Origin of the sequence: Halomonas sp. I5-271120 (genome assembly GCF_030553075.1) — a bacterium.
Classification (GTDB): domain Bacteria; phylum Pseudomonadota; class Gammaproteobacteria; order Pseudomonadales; family Halomonadaceae; genus Onishia; species Onishia taeanensis_A.
Genome location: NZ_CP130702.1, coordinates 167,867 through 184,964 on the forward strand (window position 1 = coordinate 167,867; position 17,098 = coordinate 184,964).

General features: G+C 60.8%; 15 protein-coding genes. 9 read left to right on the forward strand and 6 right to left on the reverse strand.

The window, feature by feature from the left end; translation table 11 throughout:
• The first annotated feature begins 294 nt into the window (after window positions 1–294).
• The 9 genes from Q2K57_RS17975 (at window position 295) to Q2K57_RS18015 (ending at window position 6,005) form a co-directional block, all read left to right on the forward strand.
• On the forward strand, window positions 295–1,212 hold the full coding sequence (locus tag Q2K57_RS17975) for a hypothetical protein (protein WP_304526772.1): 918 nt from the start codon (window positions 295–297) through the stop codon (window positions 1,210–1,212).
• A 136-nt stretch (window positions 1,213–1,348) separates the two neighbouring features.
• Window positions 1,349–1,828: a hypothetical protein gene (locus tag Q2K57_RS17980; protein WP_304526773.1), complete on the forward strand. Its 480-nt coding sequence runs from the start codon at window positions 1,349–1,351 to the stop codon at window positions 1,826–1,828.
• 79 nt (window positions 1,829–1,907) lie between these two features.
• Complete coding sequence (locus Q2K57_RS17985; protein ID WP_304526774.1) at window positions 1,908–2,093, forward strand: hypothetical protein; 186 nt, start codon at window positions 1,908–1,910, stop codon at window positions 2,091–2,093.
• A gap of 93 nt (window positions 2,094–2,186) precedes the next feature.
• A complete protein-coding gene (locus Q2K57_RS17990) occupies window positions 2,187–2,753 on the forward strand; it encodes a hypothetical protein (RefSeq protein WP_304526775.1) in 567 nt (188 codons plus the stop codon).
• A gap of 577 nt (window positions 2,754–3,330) precedes the next feature.
• Window positions 3,331–3,498: a hypothetical protein gene (locus tag Q2K57_RS17995; RefSeq protein WP_304526776.1), complete on the forward strand. Its 168-nt coding sequence runs from the start codon at window positions 3,331–3,333 to the stop codon at window positions 3,496–3,498.
• A 92-nt stretch (window positions 3,499–3,590) separates the two neighbouring features.
• Entirely contained in the window at window positions 3,591–4,019 is a 429-nt protein-coding gene (locus Q2K57_RS18000; RefSeq protein ID WP_304526777.1) for a hypothetical protein, read from the forward strand.
• Window positions 4,020–4,030: 11 nt separating this feature from the next.
• The gene (locus tag Q2K57_RS18005) at window positions 4,031–4,156 is read left to right on the forward strand and encodes a hypothetical protein (protein WP_304526778.1); all 126 of its coding nucleotides are present in this window, start codon (window positions 4,031–4,033) and stop codon (window positions 4,154–4,156) included.
• Between the two features lie 353 nt (window positions 4,157–4,509).
• Window positions 4,510–4,860 (forward strand): hypothetical protein, encoded by a 351-nt coding sequence (locus tag Q2K57_RS18010; RefSeq protein ID WP_304526779.1) that lies wholly within the window; start codon window positions 4,510–4,512, stop codon window positions 4,858–4,860.
• Window positions 4,861–5,360: 500 nt separating this feature from the next.
• Window positions 5,361–6,005, forward strand: coding sequence for a hypothetical protein (locus tag Q2K57_RS18015; protein WP_304526780.1), 645 nt, complete (start codon window positions 5,361–5,363; stop codon window positions 6,003–6,005).
• 33 nt (window positions 6,006–6,038) lie between these two features.
• Here the strand turns inward: Q2K57_RS18015 and Q2K57_RS18020 are convergent, their stop codons facing one another.
• The 6 genes from Q2K57_RS18020 to recC all read right to left on the reverse strand — a co-directional run bounded on the left by Q2K57_RS18020 (window position 6,039) and on the right by recC (window position 17,031).
• Complete coding sequence (locus Q2K57_RS18020; protein WP_304526781.1) at window positions 6,039–6,545, reverse strand: HD domain-containing protein; 507 nt, start codon at window positions 6,543–6,545, stop codon at window positions 6,039–6,041.
• 8 nt (window positions 6,546–6,553) lie between these two features.
• Window positions 6,554–6,751 (reverse strand): hypothetical protein, encoded by a 198-nt coding sequence (locus Q2K57_RS18430; protein ID WP_369700318.1) that lies wholly within the window; start codon window positions 6,749–6,751, stop codon window positions 6,554–6,556.
• Between the two features lie 28 nt (window positions 6,752–6,779).
• Window positions 6,780–7,589, reverse strand: coding sequence for a hypothetical protein (locus Q2K57_RS18030; RefSeq protein ID WP_304526782.1), 810 nt, complete (start codon window positions 7,587–7,589; stop codon window positions 6,780–6,782).
• 129 nt (window positions 7,590–7,718) lie between these two features.
• Window positions 7,719–9,797: an exodeoxyribonuclease V subunit alpha gene (gene recD, locus Q2K57_RS18035; protein ID WP_304526783.1), complete on the reverse strand. Its 2,079-nt coding sequence runs from the start codon at window positions 9,795–9,797 to the stop codon at window positions 7,719–7,721.
• Window positions 9,797–13,516 (reverse strand): exodeoxyribonuclease V subunit beta, encoded by a 3,720-nt coding sequence (gene recB, locus Q2K57_RS18040; RefSeq protein WP_304526784.1) that lies wholly within the window; start codon window positions 13,514–13,516, stop codon window positions 9,797–9,799. Before recB ends, recD begins: the two co-directional genes overlap by 1 nt.
• Window positions 13,516–17,031: an exodeoxyribonuclease V subunit gamma gene (gene recC, locus Q2K57_RS18045; RefSeq protein WP_369700323.1), complete on the reverse strand. Its 3,516-nt coding sequence runs from the start codon at window positions 17,029–17,031 to the stop codon at window positions 13,516–13,518. Before recC ends, recB begins: the two co-directional genes overlap by 1 nt.
• Window positions 17,032–17,098 lie beyond the last annotated feature (67 nt).

Here is a 17,098-nt window from a genome sequence, read left to right on the forward strand (position 1 = left end):
AAAGGGAAATCAGTATTCTGAAATAAGGTGGTCCGGGCCACCAGATAAGCATCCCGGCCATACTCCCTTCGATATCCCGATCAGCTTGAGTGCATGTGTCTGGGCGCTCCCCCCGAGCGGCTATAGGCATGCATTTTCGGTCCTTCTTGGACTGAATGTTGGTACGGGCCATCTGAAACATCCCGTCTATACCTTTCCGGCTGCGTCTTTGATGACAACGCCATAATCTGCCCAGCGGGCGTTATCCCCGCTGGGGACGACGTGCGCCTGGGTTCCGACCTATGGAGCATGACTATGACTACTATCGCCGCAATCCTTCCGCGCCCGATGGCGAAGATCGGCAACCGCGCTGTAATGCTGTCTCCGTTGGCCCTTGCCAGCGTGAATCAGCTTTCAGTGCTTACCCAGCACTCCCTGATCACGAAGCTACTCACCATTGAGGCTCCTGAACCTTGCGCAGAGTCGCAGGCCTTCACGGGACTGATATTGGTGACGCTTCGTACGCGCTTTCATAACCAAGTGAGCCGTGACGCCCAGCAGCAAGCCTTCAGTGATGTCTCTGAAGCGCTGGACTTCACGAGACACTGGGCCATAGAGCGTCTGTGCGAATACTTCGCCGGCCTTTGTGGGTCCGATCTGACAGCTGGATCCGAAGACATGGATGACCTGGTCGAGATCCTGGGCCATGCCCGGGAGGTCTCCGGGGAATTCATCGAGGAGCGGCTGGTCGAGATTGGCCATTCCTCCGATGCGGGTCAGATCGATCCCATCATGGAATTCCTGCTGAGCTGGACAGCCTCTCTCGATGCTATCGATACGATCGATTTCATCGCGTCGGTGTTCTCCTATCTTGAGTCCAATGCCGTCGTAGAGAGCAGTGCTGTCATTTCGCCTGTCATGGTGGATGCGAAGCATGCGCCAAGCTACACGACACGTTCGCCCTCTCGTGAGACCGCACAACGGGCGGTGGAAGTGCTGAGCAACTATCAAGCAGAAGTCTCCGATGATAACCCGGAGCTCGCTGCTGAGATCGATCGGCTGTGTGGTGAGCTGAACGCGTCGTCTGACGGTTCCGAATCCCGATCCGAGGCCGACAAGGCGCTGGACAGGATGCAGGAGCTGTTAGATGGCAAGGAATGGGAGCCTGAGCACCTGGCCATGATTGCGGACATGATTCGCTTTACTGGCCGGGAAGTGCGTGACATCGACTGAGCTCGATCGGCGTATTCTTGCCTGACAGGTAGGAAATGCTGACTCTTACCAACGCGCCTCTAACGGGCGCACAACCCCACGGGGCGCACTGATGCCCTATGGGTGTCGTGCGTCCCGATACCTAGAGGTACGCAACATGAGCAAGAACCATAACTGCCTAGAAGGCATCGCCTGCCCGAAGTGCAAGCAAGAGGATGTGTTCTCCATCGTCACTACGTGCAAAGCACTAGTCCATGATGATGGCATCGAGGGAACCAATAGGCACGAATGGAATAGCAATGCTTCGATCACCTGCCGAGAGTGCATGTACTCGGGCACGGTCGCGGAGTTCAGCGGGGTTCCCGCTGCGCCGGTCATTCCGGAAGAGCGCATGGGAGTGCTAAGCACCGCCCACGTCAGCTATGAGGAGTCACTGTTGATCCCGGTGCTGCTTGCCAGCGGTGCGCTGATTGGCATGGAGCGTGAAGAGGGATGGCTGGTCCACACCTCGAAACCCCATGACGATGCACCTAACCTGGCCTACATCCAGGGTTACATGCAGAGCAAAGGGTTTCAGTGGATCCTCTTCGACAGAGACGCTTCTGGAGTTGAGGTTTTTTCCACCTTTGACTGGTAACGACTAGACCCATCAAACCCTAACAGGGCCATACCGCCCTGTGGGGGGGGATGGCCCGTCAACTGAAGGAGCCATACCGATGATGGAAGATAAGATGTTACAAGCCATGCAGGCCATGCGTTCACAGGGATATGCCGTCGCTCTTTGGTCCCCCGAAGAGATCGCGGATTCCTGCCTGGATCGGCGTGAATTTGAAGAGCAGGTTCACATCGAGGGCAATCGTCTCCTATGGGATAACCCGGCTGACGAAGACGATAGCGACTGACTTACCTCGCCGCTGCTGGCGCTAAATACTACCCCCTGGGGCACTCCACCCCTAGGGGGATGGTTGTGCCCCGTAAACAGAAAGGACACGACCATGAGCAACGATACACTGAACGCTACCCCGACCCTGGATCAGCAGAATTCGTCACAGCCGACACGCAAAGTCGACTTCACTCTACGGGCGCTCACTGCAGTAGAGATGACGGTGACAGCGGATGTGCCGCTGGATGCCGACGATGAGCAGCTGTTCAAGATCGCCTCGCAGCTGTACAGCAATTGCGATGGCTCAGAGTTCGTAGATGATGGTGTCACCTTCGATGAGGGTACTCACGACTGGAGTGAAAACGAGGGCGCTCAGTCGAGCATCCTGGAATTCACCTTCAAGCTGGACCCCATGGGATGTGCTGCGCACGGCTGCTTCTTCGAGCTGGTCGCTGACATGAGCTATTTTCTTCACCACCGCCTCATCGAAAGGACTGAAGTGCGATCAACGCATGCGGACAAGCGCCAAATCTGCGTCGTTGCCTTCTTGCATCACTCCGTCACGGAGACCGAGGCTCAAGAGATCTCCTCTTCTTTGGCCTTCGAGTTCCTCGAAGTGGGGAACGATGAGGAGTTGGCCGCGGAGTTGTTGGATGTGAGCTTCCCAAGCTGGTGCTAAGAGGCTCGCTGATGCTGGATAAATGATTGAAGGATGAAGCTATGGCGCTTTACAGCGTCGAATAGCCGGCATAAGGTCAAGAGGAGTCCCGTGGTAAGGGATCTCCTCTTGATTGCTGTTTTCCTCCCAGGAGGTGACATATGCAGCCTGAAATTGCTCTGCCGTTGGCCATTCTCGGTGTGACGCTGACCTTCTTTGCGGGGGCCTATGTCTGGGCTCGTCACAAGGACCGCAACCACCATAGCGGGAAGTAGCTTTTTGCTGCAGGATATTGATTTGCTTGGGGTTGACCGGTCTCGCGTTGCCCGGTATCGTTAAGACAGCGGTGGTCCGAGCCACCCGAAAAGCAACTCGGCCATACCGTTTGACCCTACTAAGAGACTCTAATGTCATACGCACCCCAGAAGTGCGTGTATGACTTTATAGTTTCTGCTCCTTGTGAGCTGAATAGTGGCTCGGGCCACTCAAAATATCCCGCTTTTGCACTCTTCCTTTGCTCTTCTGTCTTGCGCAGATGCTTGGATACCACCCCTCAGGGCTATACCGCCTTGAGCGGTGCCCTTGTAAGGAGCAAGTAATGAAACTTGGAACCATTTCCCGTTTAACATATCGTGCCGGCCTCGTTGAGCCAGGCACTTATGAAATTGTGAAGTTCCTTGATGATAACGGTAACGTTGTCGTGAAAAATGTGATGACTGGCGTTAATTCTGTGATTAACACATCTCATCTCAAAACTGATCGGTAAGAGGACTTTCCGATGAGCTTTAACCCTGCGGGGGCAATCTAGCCCCTTAGGGGATAGTTGCCTCCGAATTTTAACTATCTATGGAGGCAATTATGAAAAAAGCTATACTAATGAAAGTCGGTGGACTAGGCAGATCCCTTTTCGCTTTAGGTATCATCTGCTCAGTCTATTACGAAATTGATGTGCTCCTCATTATCACTATCTTTGCTGGTCTGGCTCTTATGGGCTTCGGCTTCTGCATTAGCGTCAAGGACAAGCTAAGAGATTTCAGTGATGACGAGACTGATCGATATACAAAAGCCGTGCTGTATGCGGTTTCGGATACTTCTTTTGACCTGTTGGTCACGACCTCAACGTCTGGCCTTACATTGCTCATGAAGTGGTATCTTGGTAAGCCGATCACCCTTGCAGGTATCAAGCTGGTGTCTTGCATGATGCCGGTTGCCATCGTGTTCGGTTTGATCTCGTTGTTCACCTATGCTACTTATAAAGCATACGAATCTAAAGATTCTGATAACTGAGGATTTGGCTCATGTCTGCTGAAACTGTAATTCCGCTTGGGATTCTAGCAGTATCACTTGTGTTCTTCGGTGGCTCGATCGTCTGGGCCAAGAATATGGACCAGAAGATGAAGCATCGAAAGCAGCAAGAAGCATGACCAGTAAGGAAACGAAGAAACCCCCTCGCCTTTGGCCAGGGGGTTTTTTTGTGCCTGTGGAACAGGAATCCGGCTGACGATATACCTGGGTTCTCGTTTACAGGCGGTGCTGCTATGTTGACACGAAAACCATACGGAGATGGCCAGTGGGAGCGAAAACATATAAGTGCAACCGGCCTGAAGATGCAGAACCTAGCGGTGAGGGTGGTCAATACCATTGTCCGATACTCACCCTGACAATCTGTGTCTGTCTCTCAATGTTCTTCTTGAGAATACGTTTAGCTTCCCGAATCACGCGATAGAGATAAGCTGTTCGCCATAACCCAAAGCCAATCTAAGGGAGCGACCATCAAATGAATTCGCTTAGCACCATGCCTGATAAAATTGCCCTCGATCATGTACGCACGATGGTAGTCGAGCACTATATAAATAATGAAGATGATCCCCGGCATTCGACATGTGAAGACATGATCGCGGAACTCTCCGCGGCGCTGCACTTCGATGCCCTGGATGACGGCATCGATATTGATGCAGAGCTCGGCAGTGCCTTTCATCTCTTGCAGCAAACCCATTCCGAATACTGCCAGGTGAAAGCAGCGCTGGAGGGAAAAGGGGAGAATGACACAACTTTGCTCAAGCTCTACTCAGAGATTGAAGCCCGAGTCTATCGTGACCTCACTTCACCCAGCTTCGTTGCCCATTGAATGCCGAGGCGTCGGAAATCTTGGCCGACGCCTCCTTGTGAAAACCCAAACCATTCCCTAGGAGCGGTCCATGTATCCAGCTGAGTATCGAAAGATAGCCCAGCAGCGCGAGGCAGAGCGCCGCTTGAGCGAGCAAGAATCCCTAGCCCCGGTTCACTTGATGGCCCTGGCACAGAAGCTTGCACACCAGTTCTATGCCCTAGCAGGGTATGAGGCGAATCGAGAGCACGACTTTCGTGACGCATCTCATCCACACGAGCAGATGGTCTGGCACCAAGGCTGCCTGGCTGTGGAAACCCTCCGATGCTGTGACATGATGGATGTATGTGATGAATACGATGACGACTGTGATGCTGACAGCTAATCACAGCATCCCGCTAGAACAAGCATCATGATGGTAGCGCAGATTAGCTACATAGTTATTTGGAGCACTGTTCTTTCACTACCTGAAACGAGCCGGACGCCTGCAGCGGCGGATGGCGACTCCAGAAGGATCTGACGTGGATACCTCCAAGACTAAGTCCTCCCCGCGCAACCGCATCGCTGCAATTAAACACGTCCTGATCGCCGCTCAAGAGGACGCTGAGAGGATCTCAAAGTCATCCTTGCACCGGATGCCCGAGTTCTTTATGGCCGTGAGAGTGGCCGACTACTTCGCTTCCCAGTTCCGCAACTTCGGGTATCGCCTGGAGCCCCAAGTGAAGCGTACCTTTCAGCGCGCCGACCTCAGGCACTCAGACTTGGAACAGCTCCTTAGCGATAAGGAGATCCGTCCAAATGGACGCTTCGACCTGGTATTGCTAACCGGTAAGAAAGGAAGACCAGCCCACATCATGGAATTCAAGCGGGGAACTAAGGTGGAGCCTCTGATCAAGGATGCCAAGCGACTGGCCAAAGTCTGCACCCATGCGGGAGAGGAGCGGCTAAAGACAAACTACCTGGTCTTCACTCGCCGATTCAGCTCGGCGGGAGAGAGGGAAGAGATCGATGACACTGCCATCAAGCTTGCTCTGGATGCCTTTACCGATGTCCGCTGTAGGATTGAGTGCACACCCCCATTGGGAAGCTTCCTCGACAAGGATCACCAACCCAAGCCGGGGGTTAAGTTTCAGGCTGTGATCGTGGAAATCTCTTCGGTCGACTAGAAAGCTAGTGCGGATGGGGACTGCCACAATTCCTCACGCCTGGGTGAGGGTAGCCAGCAGTTCTTTGAGCATCCCCTGAAGCCTCTCATCGGCTTTCTGCATAGCCTCCACATCACCTTTTTTCTCAGGCAGGTAGATCTTCCGGAAGGCCTTTGTCAGGTTCTCACTGCCACTAAGGTTGTGGAAGATGTCAGCCAGCTTGATCGTCTGAGCGCGATAGGAGGCCGACGCCAGGGATGCCCGTGCCGTTGCGACTCGGTCAGCCCGACCCTGGCCTTCCGCCTCGGGTTTCGTAACGGCGGACACCAGTGTGGCCACGTCGGTGCCAAACGCCTGCTCGATGGTGTCGAGATCCAGCTCGGTATCTTCCACGACATCGTGGAGCCAGGCAGCCGCCTGCATCGCCTCGTCTCCACCGAACAACGCCACGATGCCGGCCACGGCCTCGGGATGCACGATATAGGGTTCGAGGGTGCCTTTCCTGCGCTGCCCAGTCGCCCCATGAGCGGCGATCGCGAACAGGCGGGCCTGCTGGACCAATGGCGAGCCTAGCGCCTCCTGGCCGGCTTGCCGGGCCTGCGCCAGAACGTCTTCAGTGGTGAGAGCGTCAACGTTGCCCCCCCCGTTGTCAGGCAGGTTTCATTGAAGCTGGCCATGGTCTTGTGGTCGATGGCGCCCACGTCGTGCATGTCCTGCATGGTCTCGTGGATCGCGCCCATCGCCTCGCTGCGGTATGCCTTGGTCATCGTCCTCTACCTCTAAATATCGTACGGCCTACCGATCTTCGACCTTTCTCAGCAAGGACACTAACGACTTGGCCAATTCTGTGTCGCCGTTCTCGACGGCATTAGCGATCTGCTGCTTTATCGCTTCCTTTTCTTCATCGGAACCATTTTTCAGGCTGCTACGGGTCGAATGCTTTACAGCTTCGGAGAGCGCCAGGTTATGGATACGGCGCTCATCCATGGCGCGGATGCCATTCTTTACCAGCTTGGGAAAAGTTTCGCGCAAACTACCCCATATCCTGCGCAAGATGACCAGTCCAAGAAGCACACCGAAAAGAGATACCACCCCGGTCGCGATGATTTTCAATCGCACCATCATGAGATCGGTAGAGAGTGACTCACGCTCGTTTTCGGTGGTTTTCTGAGTATATTCCTCGAAATCCTCCAGCCAGTACGGGGAACTCTTATGCAGCACGATGGGGTTTTCTGCTCGCTTCAGAGCAACATATAGGTTCGAAGAGTATATTCGGGATACATTCCAATGACTGACCATGTCGCCATTCTTTTTCCGAACTTCGAGCACTTCCCCCTCAATGCCACTACTCATTATATGGTTAAAGATGGTGTCACGGGTCGGCGCAAGGTCTCCTCTACACTCAATGCTAGGCCAATACTCATTGTCATCACTAATTCGGCATGAAATCTCAGCAGTGATGGTGGCATGTGTTGTGAGCTTCCACTCAGCAGCGCCTGACTCATTTACTTCGATAGGAATGCGCTTCGCCTCATCCGAATAAGCAGGTGAGGCGAGCAATACCGCAAGACCGAGAGCGGCGACAGGTCTGAGGAACTGAGGCATGGGTCATTCTCTTCATCCATGAAGTGCTAACTCTACCATGCCCTGCCAACGCTCGATGCCCATGGTTTCCTCACTGCAGCTAGAACCGCCATGCCCCGCCTGGTATAGACGGGGCAGGGAATGTGGCATTCACACCAGAAACAGCTGGCTAGCTCGCTGAATCTGGGCGCGGACTACCTGCTGGGCGACTTCCTGTCGTGTCTCGACCAGGGTGAACAGCTCCCGGGCCCGGGTCACCGCGGTGTAGAAGAGCTCCCGCGTTGCAATCGGCGTCGGGGAGTCCGGCAGGATCAGGGCTGCGTGGGTGAACTCCGAGCCCTGTGACTTGTGCACCGTCATGGCGAAGACCGTCTCTACCCGCTGCAGGCGACTCGGCAGGATCCAGCGAATGTCGCCCGAGCCATCGCCAGCCGGGAAGGCGACCCGAAGTCCCATCACCGGTGCGCCCGCCTCGTTGGTGTCGACCGGCACCTGCAGCGCAATGCCGATATCGCCGTTCATCAGCCGCAAGCCATAGTCGTTGCCGGTCACCAGTACCGGGCGACCCTCGTACCACTGGGCACCGTTGGCCGCATCCGCCTGTAGATGGCCTGAGATCACCAGTCTCGCCTCGATGCGCGGCGTCAGCTCTTCGACCCCGGCCGGTCCCTCGCGCAAGGCACAGAGCAGCTGGAACTGGCTGTGGGCGGCCAGCACTTCCGCGGCCCAGGCATCGAACACGTCTTGTTCCGCATCATCGGCGGGGCGCTCGTGCTGCAGAGTCTCCAGGTAGTGGGCATAGCCGTGGCCGCGACCGGCCACCCCATCCATCACTAGGGTTTCCAAGGCAGTGTCGTTGATCTCGGTCAGCGCCAGCCGGTGCACGTCGGTTAGCGAGGTATCCGCCAGCACCTTGCTCACTTGGGCGGGCTGGTTGTGATTGATGGCCCGCGCCAGCTGGCCGATGCCGCTGTCCTGTCCGAAGCGATGGCTATGGCGCAGCATGGCGATCGACTGATCCAGTGGCCGGGCCGGGTCGCACACGTACTCGCTCTCCGGCGCCGCGCCGGCCACCTTGGCCAGCCAGTCGGCGGTGTCCTGGCGGTAGTGACCCTCCGCAGCCTGTGCGCAGAGGCTGCCAAGAATGGCGCCAGCCTCGACCGAGGCCAGCTGATCCTTGTCGCCCAGCATGACCAGGCCGGCATGCGGGGGCAGGGCGTCCAGCAAGCTCGCGATCATCTCCACGTCGATCATCGAGGCCTCATCGACCACGACCAAGTCTGTCGCCAGCGGGTTGAACCGGTGATGGCGGAACTTGCGGGTGTTGGGCCGGGCGCCCAGCAGCCGGTGCAGGGTCGTCACCTCGGTGGGTACCGCACTGCGCACCTGCTCGCCATGCGGTACGTCTGCCAGGGGCAACCGGGTGACCTGACTGGCGATCGACTCATTCAGCCGCGCCGCGGCCTTGCCGGTCGGGGCGGCCAGCCGGATCCGCAGCGGCCGGCGAGCCTCACCCTGCAGGGCCATGGCCTGCAACAGCGCCAGCAGCTTGACCACGGTGGTCGTCTTGCCGGTGCCGGGTCCCCCGGTGATCACGCTGAACTGGGTACGGGCGGCCAGAGCACAGGCCAGCTTCTGCCAGTCGGGCTGGGGGCCGCTGGCGCCAGCCGGAAACAGCTGCTCGAGGATGGTGGCCAGCTGAGCGTCATCGATGTCCCGGCGCTGGGCCAGCTTGGCTTCCACCGCTCGGGTGATGTCGGCCTCAAAGCGCCAGTAGCGCCGCAGGTAGAGGCATTGCCCATCCAGCACCAGCGGTCGCCGCTGGGTTTCGCTGGCGCCGGAAAGGGTCACCAGCTCGCTGTCGGCCAGCGTGTCCCGCCAGCTGGCCGGGTCGAGCGTCTCGAGGATGGCCGTGGGGGGCAACGCCGGGGCCTGATCGGTGGCCGCAACATCGGCCATGGTCACGACCGCGCCGGGGTGACGACAGGCCTCGCCAAGATCCAGCAACAGGTGGCCCCGGCCGCTCAGGTGACTGGCCAGTGCGCCGGCCAGCAGTACCGGAGGCGGGGTGTTCGGGTGTTGTTGGGACAGGAATTCCGCCAGGGCGCAGTCCAGTGCTCGGATCCAGCCGGCGTCACGCCATTGGCGCAGCAGCTCGAGCATGTCGTCGCTGGCGCTCAAGGGGGTCGCCGGGGCGAGGGTGGCTTGGGGCAGGGTCTCCGTGACCATCAGGCACGCTCCTTGTCAGTAGTGGTGGCACGGGCAGTGCTCTCGCCGTTGAACAGCACATCCAGGGATTCGATCAGCTGGCGCGGGGGCTTCTCGTGGTACACCCCGGCGCCGGGCTCGCCGGCCCCGCGCAGGAAGACATAGAGGGCACCGCCGAGGTGCCGGTCGTAGTCGTAGTCCGGCAGGCGCAGCCGCAGGTGGCGATGCAGCGCCAGCACATAGAGGCACAGCTGCACGTCATGACGCTTCTCGCGCATGGATTGGCGCATGGCCGCGCGGGTGTAGTGGCTCGGATCCGGCCCGAGCCAGTTGGACTTCCAGTCGATCACGTAATAGCGCCCGTCGTGCTCCGTCACCAGGTCGATGAAGCCCTTGAGCATGCCGTTGAGCACGTTGTACCCCAGCGGCGGGCGGGCAATGCCGTCCAGCGTGTCGGCGCTGATCAGGCGATCGAGGACCGGCGTGGCCACCTCGTGGGCCTCGAACCAGAAGTCCTGCTCGATCAGGTAGGCCGTGGGCGGCAGGGCCGCTGGCTGCAGGGTGGGGACCTCGGCCAGCAGCGGCATCTCGAGCAGAGCCGTCAGCCAGGCATCCAGCCCCGGGGCAAAGTCCGCCCAGCCCCGCAGCAGGCAGCGACGCTCGATGAGCCGGCGCCGCTCTTCGGGATGCGCCAGCACCTCCGCGAAGCCCTGCTCGCCGGCCCATTCCAGCAAGCCGTGGAGGAAGGTGCCAGCCTCCGGCCCACGGGGGAAGGCATGGATGGAGCCGGGCGCGGGCTCGCCATCGCTCAAGGCCACCCCGGTCGCGTGGGCCTCGTCCGCCTGAGTGGCCTCGTCCGCGGTATCGGGGGCGGCAACCGTATCGCCGCTGGCGCCGCGCTCGACAATCGCGGTGTAACTGCTGATCCACCAGCGCCGGAAGGGCGCATGACTCGGCTGGCTCGCCGGCACGAAGGTCCCGGGGCTCTCCGCCTTGGGCGACCGGGTACAAGCGATCTCGTCAGGCACCAGCGCAAGGGAGGCCTGCTCCATGGAGTCGATCAGTGAAGTGAGGGCGGCTTCCATGTCCTCATGGTTGGCGAAGGGCTTACCGCCATTGAGCGCATAACCAATGCTGGCCCGGTGGATCATGGGCTTCTTCGACTGTGTGGAGGCCAGCGGGGTGAGCCCCAGGAAGGTGGCATGCTGGGCGCGGGTCAGCGCCACATAGAGCTGGCGCATGTCTTCGGAGAGGCGCTCGTCGTCGGCCGCCTTGTGGGCTGCCTCCGCTTCCTTCTTCTTGGCCAGCTCAAAGACCATGCCGTCCTTGTGATAGACGGGCGGATCCTTGCGCGAGGACACCTCGACCCAGTTGGCGATGAACGGCAGCATCACCAGCGGGTACTCGAGGCCTTTCGACTTGTGGATGGTGACGACCTTGATCAGGTCCGCGTCGCTCTCCAGGCGCAGGATCTGTTCCTCACCGCCCGGTTGGCTGATGTGCTCGGCCAGTTCACGAATCAGGGCCTGCTCGCCATCCAGCTTCTCGCTGGCCTGTTGTGCCCATTCGGCGAGATGGAGCAGGTTGGTCAGGCTACGTTCCCCGCCCTCGATGCCCAGCAGGCGCTCGGCGAGGTCGAACTCCTGCATGAACAGGCGCAGCATCGGCAGGGGGCCTGTCTTCTGCCAGTAATGCCGGTAGCGGTGGAACCGGTCCTGATAGCTTTCCCACTCCAGCTCGGACTGGTTCAGATGGTCGAGGGTGGCGAGGCTCAGCGCCAGCGTCGGCGTGGCCAGGGCGGTGCGCACCAGACTGTCGTTGTCCGGCTCGGCACAGGCCTGAAGCCAGTACAGCACGTCGCGGGCCTCGTCACTGCCGAACACCGAATCACGATCCGAGAGATAGACACTGGGCAGCTGGCGCCGGCTCAGCGCCTTGCGGATGAGAGCGGCCTCCTTGCGGTCACGGACAAGGATGGCGATGTCGGAGGCCTTCAAGGGCTCGAGCTGCTCGCCACGACGAAAGCCGGCGCGTCCTTCCTTGGCCTGATGCAGCCAGCCCGAGAGTTGCTCTGCCGCATGCTCGGCCAGGGTCTGCATATATTCCGGGGGACGCACGAAGTCGCCTCCGCGATACCACCAGACGTTGAAGGCCGACGCCGGGGCACCGTCCAGCTCGAGCACCTCGTCTCGGCCCTTGGCCGCGACCGGCTGGAACGGCAAGGGGTTGCCGGTCTCCGTCGCGAAGCGGAAGGCCCCGCTGGGGTGGCCGTCGGCATGGGTGAAGAAGCCGTTGACGGCATTGATCATCCCCTCGGAGGAGCGGAAGTTCTTGCCCAGGGTGTGATGGCGTCCCTCGGTGTCGGCCTTGGCCGCCAGATAGGTGCGGATGTCGGCGCCCCGGAACGAATAGATCGCTTGTTTGGGGTCCCCTATCAGGGTGATGCAGGTCTCCTCGTCATTGGTACTGACCCGATAGACCGCTTCGAAGATCCGGTACTGCAGCGGATCCGTGTCCTGGAACTCATCAATCATGGCCACCGGGAACTGGTCGCGGATGCGCTCGGCCAGTGCGTCGCCGTTGATACCCGACAGAGCCTCATCCAGCCGCTTGAGCAGGTCATCGAAGCCCATCTCGGCCCGTTCGCGCAGCTGGCGCTGGAGACGATCGAGCACCCACTCACGCGCGTCGGCGAGGATGTGCGGCCGCAGGTCTGGAACGGTCTGCCTGGCCCCCTGCCATTCCTCCACCAGCGCAAAGAAGGGGTGGTCCGGCACCTGATGGCCTCGATTCAGCTTCATTGAGTCGGCGCCCAGCTTACCGATGAACCCGGAGGCTTCGGCGCCGTCTGCCCAGGCGTCCAGCTCCTCAAGCCAGCCTTCAAAGACGGCATCACTGGCCTTGCCACGGAAGCTGTTGCCATTCATCCCCGGGCGCAGCGCTGCCAGATGGTCGCGTACGGTGTCCCGATCGTCCCGGTAGGCTTGGCGGGCCTGATGTTCGGCCTCGTTGGCTTGCTCGGTGCTGGCGCTGGCCACGCCGAGCTTGTCGGCCAGGGCGCCCGGCGCCACCGGCACCTCACCGTATTCCAGCCGGGCATCTTCGCGCTTGAGCAGCGGACGCAGCGCTTCCTCGAAATGGTCGAGACGGCCGAACTCCTCATAGACCAGCGGGGCCATGGCCGGCGCCATGGGGTAAAAGCGGGCACGCCAGTAGTCCTGCACCGCCTCGGTGATCAGGTCGGACTGGTCGGAAATCAGGTTCTGCTTGAACAGATTGCCGCTGTCGAAGGCATGTTCGATCAGCATCTTGTAGCACCAGGCATGGATGGTGGACACCGCGGCGTCGTCCATCCATTCCGCCGCCATCTGCAGGCGCCGGGCACAGGACTTCCAGCGCTCGGGCGGGTATTCGTTGCGCAGCGCCAGCAGCGGGTCGGCACTGGTCAGGTCAGCCGTCTCCGGGGCTTCACGGAACGCGCTGGCCGCGTCGACCAGCCGATCCCGGATACGGGACTTGAGCTCCTGAGTCGCGGCCTCGGTGAAGGTCACCACCAGGATCTCCGGGGGTGTCAGCTGGCGCTGGAAACCATTGTCACGCGCATGGCTGTCGTCCTCGGGGTTGCCATGGCCGAGCACGAGCCGGACATAGAGCAGGGCGATGGTGAAGGTCTTGCCGGTGCCAGCGCTGGCTTCGATCAGCTGACTGCCGCGCAGGGGAAGGTCCAGTACGAGTGACATCAGTCAGCCTCCTTGCTGGTGAGATGGCGATGGAAGGGCGCATAGAGGTCGTTTGCATGATTAAGGAACAGACCGTCGCGGCAGAGTGTTCCGAAATCCTCGAAATGGCGACGCACCACCAGGCTATCCTTCTGATCCTCGGCGAAGCGTTTCTCGACCGCGGCCCAGTTCGGTTGTTCGGCGTGAGCCACGTCCTCATCGAGGGCCTTGAAGCCTGCCTTACAGGTCAGCGCCAGCGGCGCCTGCATGCCGTAAAGCCAGCCATCCAGCAATTCCTCGAGAATGGCCTGAGCGTCATCGGCAGACATGCCGCGGATCTCCACGTCGCCAGACTGGCCGACCACGACGGTCGGGGTCATAGGCGCGACCAGCTGCAGGGCGAGATGGGCCGGCCAATACTTGATCAGGCTGGTCCACTTGTAGTGATCGCCCTCGTGCAACTTGCTGGTCTCCAGCACGAGACGCATCTGGTGACCGTCTGGGGCTCTCTGCACTTGATCGATGCTGTCTTCCAGCGCAACCACGCTATAGATGAAGGACACCTCCGGCGCCGGCGCCACGGCATGCGGGTAGTCGCGCAACCGGGACTGGTAGCGTTCCAGCTGGTCATACAGGGGGGCAGCAATGGTCATGCTGGCGCTTTCCGTGAACGGCGGGTGGGGCAACTCCCCCTGGCGCTCCCGCTCGCTCAGCTTGTCGGTCAGTACCGTCTCGATGGTGCGCTCCGGGTGCAGGCGCAGCTGCTGGCCGACGGGTTGCAGCACGGCATCCTGTTGCTGCCACAACTGAAGCTCATCGAAGCCGAAGGGCTCGGCATCCTCGCTCTCGAGATCCCGGTCGTGGAAGTACACGTTCAGGCGCTGGCGATACAGTTGATCGATCGGCCGGCGCAGGAAGCGGGCCAAGTGCGGCAGGGTCAGTGGCACGGCGGGCATCCAGGGCGACAGCTCATCTGACGGGGCCTCCTCGGTAGCAGGCTCGGTGACAGGACGGTGCAGGTGCTCCCACTCCCGCGAATAGGTCACCAGCCGGGACGCGGCGATCGCCTCCGATGGGGACAGGGCGCCAGCATCGATGCGGCGGAAGTAGGCCTCACCGAAGGGTTGCAGAGGGTGCTCGGTGGTCAAGGCATCGAGCAGGGCGGTGCCGCTGTGGTCTCCCTCAACGCCGGCCATGCGCCAAGCCGTGGCAATGTGGTCGCGCAGCTGGCCCACCAGTACGGAGGGGGTGCGTTCGGCGTTATCGCGGATGCTCCGGCCGACCCAGCTGATCGAGAGCCGCTTGCGGGCGGACAGCAAGGCCTCCAGCAGCAGGTAGCGGTCGTCCTCGCGCCGGGAACGATCGCCGGGGCGGTACTGGCGCTTTCTGGCCATCAGGTCGAAGTCGATCTTCTGGCTCTGGCGCGGATAGTCGCCATCGTTCATGCCCAGCAGGTAGACATGCTCGAAGGGGATGGCCCGCATCGGCATCAGGGTGGCGATGGTCACGGCACCGCCGATGAAGCGCTGGGAGAGCTGGCTGGCGTCGACCCGATCCAGCCATGTATCGCGGACGATGTGCAACGGCAGCGGCTCCTCGAAGGCGGCGCCTTCCGCCTCGTCCAGCCACGCCACCAGCCCGTCCTCCAGAGACAGGATTAGGCGTTCTTCTTCGCGCGTCTGAGGGGCGAAGAAATCGCTAAGCAGCTGGCGCAGCAGCGGTGCCCACGCCTGAACCGAGCGGCTTTCGCCCAGCTGGCGCCAGTAGTGGTCGAGCATGCCGGTCAGCTGGTACAGCGGGCCGATGAGGGCTGCATCCAGTCCACCGACCTCGGTGAATGGGGAGATGTGCTCCCAGTCCTCGAGCCCTTCCTCGCTATCGCCCAGAGCAAAGCCGGCCAGCATGCGCTCGAGGCCGAATCGCCAGCTGTTGCGCTCATCATGGCTGGGCAAGTCCTGTGCGGTGCGCTGTTCGGCATGCAGGCCCCAGCGGATATTCGCGCCTTCGATCCAGGCCTTCAGTGTGGCCAGATCGGTCTCGGCCAGCCCGAAGCGATGGCGCAACGCCGGCACGTCGAGCAGGTCCAGCACGTCGCTGGCGCTGACCCGCAGCCGCGGCAGGTTCAACAGGGTCTCGAGGGCCACCATCAGCGGGGCATGGTGACGGTCCTTCTGGTCGGCGAGCTGGTAGGGGATGTGGCGCCGATCGCGGAAGCCATACTGCCCGAACACCGCATGGATGAAGGGGCCGAAGGTGTCGGCATCCGGCACCATCACAATCACGTCCCGGGGCTGAAGGGACGGGTCCGCGGCAAAGGCAGACAACAGCTGGTCGTGCAGGATCTCGACCTCGCGCTGGGCACTGTGGGCCATGGTGAACTGCAGGGAGGTATCGTCCCGCGGATCGACAGGGGCCCAGGTGATGAGGGACTCCCGCGCCGGCCGCAGGTTGAGGATGTCGTCCTGCAGCTGGCCCAGCAGGGTCTCTGTCTGGCCGGGCTGGAACAGATCGATGCGAAGCCCGTGGTGTTGGAACAGGCCTTGATAGGCCTCGCGCTCGTCGTGCTCATCCAGCAGGTGAAGGTAGTCCCGGCCCTGCTTGCCCCAGGCGGCGAGGAGCGGGTGCGCGTGCAGGTGAAGGTCATCCAGATCCAGCTCGTCAGGCATGCCGTCGCGCCGTGCCTGACGCCGGTATGCCGACCTCAACAGCTCCTTGTCCTCCACGATGTCACCCCAGTAGTGCTGGCAGGGGTTGAGCGTGCACAGCACGACCTGGCTGGCGCTCGACAAGGCCTCCAGCGCTTCCAGGGTTTGTTGAGGAAGGGCGGAGATGCCGAACACGACGACACGGCGGGGCAGCCCAGCTGGCAGGGTGTCGGGGGTGAGCGCCTTGGCATCTTCGAGATAGCGGGTATGGATGGCCGCGCGGTGGGTCGCCCGCTCGTTGTCGGTCATGTCCTCGTGGATGTCACGCCACAACTGAGCCTGCCAGCGATCATCCTCTTCCAGCTCGGTGGCCACGCCTTGAGGCGAGACGATGTGATCGCGCCCCGCCAGCCAGCTTTCCAGCCAATCGGCCCGGTAGACCTGGTATTGGTCGAACAAGTCGGCGAGCCGTTCGGCGAGCTGGAAGTGCTTACGCTGATCGGGATCGTCGCCGAGGAACTTGGCCAGGGGCGCATACACCGGCTCATCGAGCTTCTCGGGCAGCAGACGCAACAGGCGCCAGCGCAGCAGCGGCTTATCGAAGGGGGAGACGGTGGGGACGGCACCACGGCCCTCGACCGCTTCGATCACGCGACGGTACGCCAGCCACTGGAAACGGGCCGGCAGCATCACATCCACGGCCGTCGCGACGCCCATCCCCCCTGAGCCGTCCTCACGCGGAGACGCGGCCAGAGCCATCTTCATCCACTGGGCGATGCCGTTCGACTGGACCAGGAACACCTCGGGTGCGAGCGGGGGCAACGGGTTGGCCCGCGACCACTCGATGGCGAGTTGCTGCAGGTCTTCCATCCGGTTGCCATGGATCACCATGAATCCTGGCTCGATAGTTTCAAGATCGGGCAAGTTACACCTCCGTATGTTTTGCTCCATGGTCGCA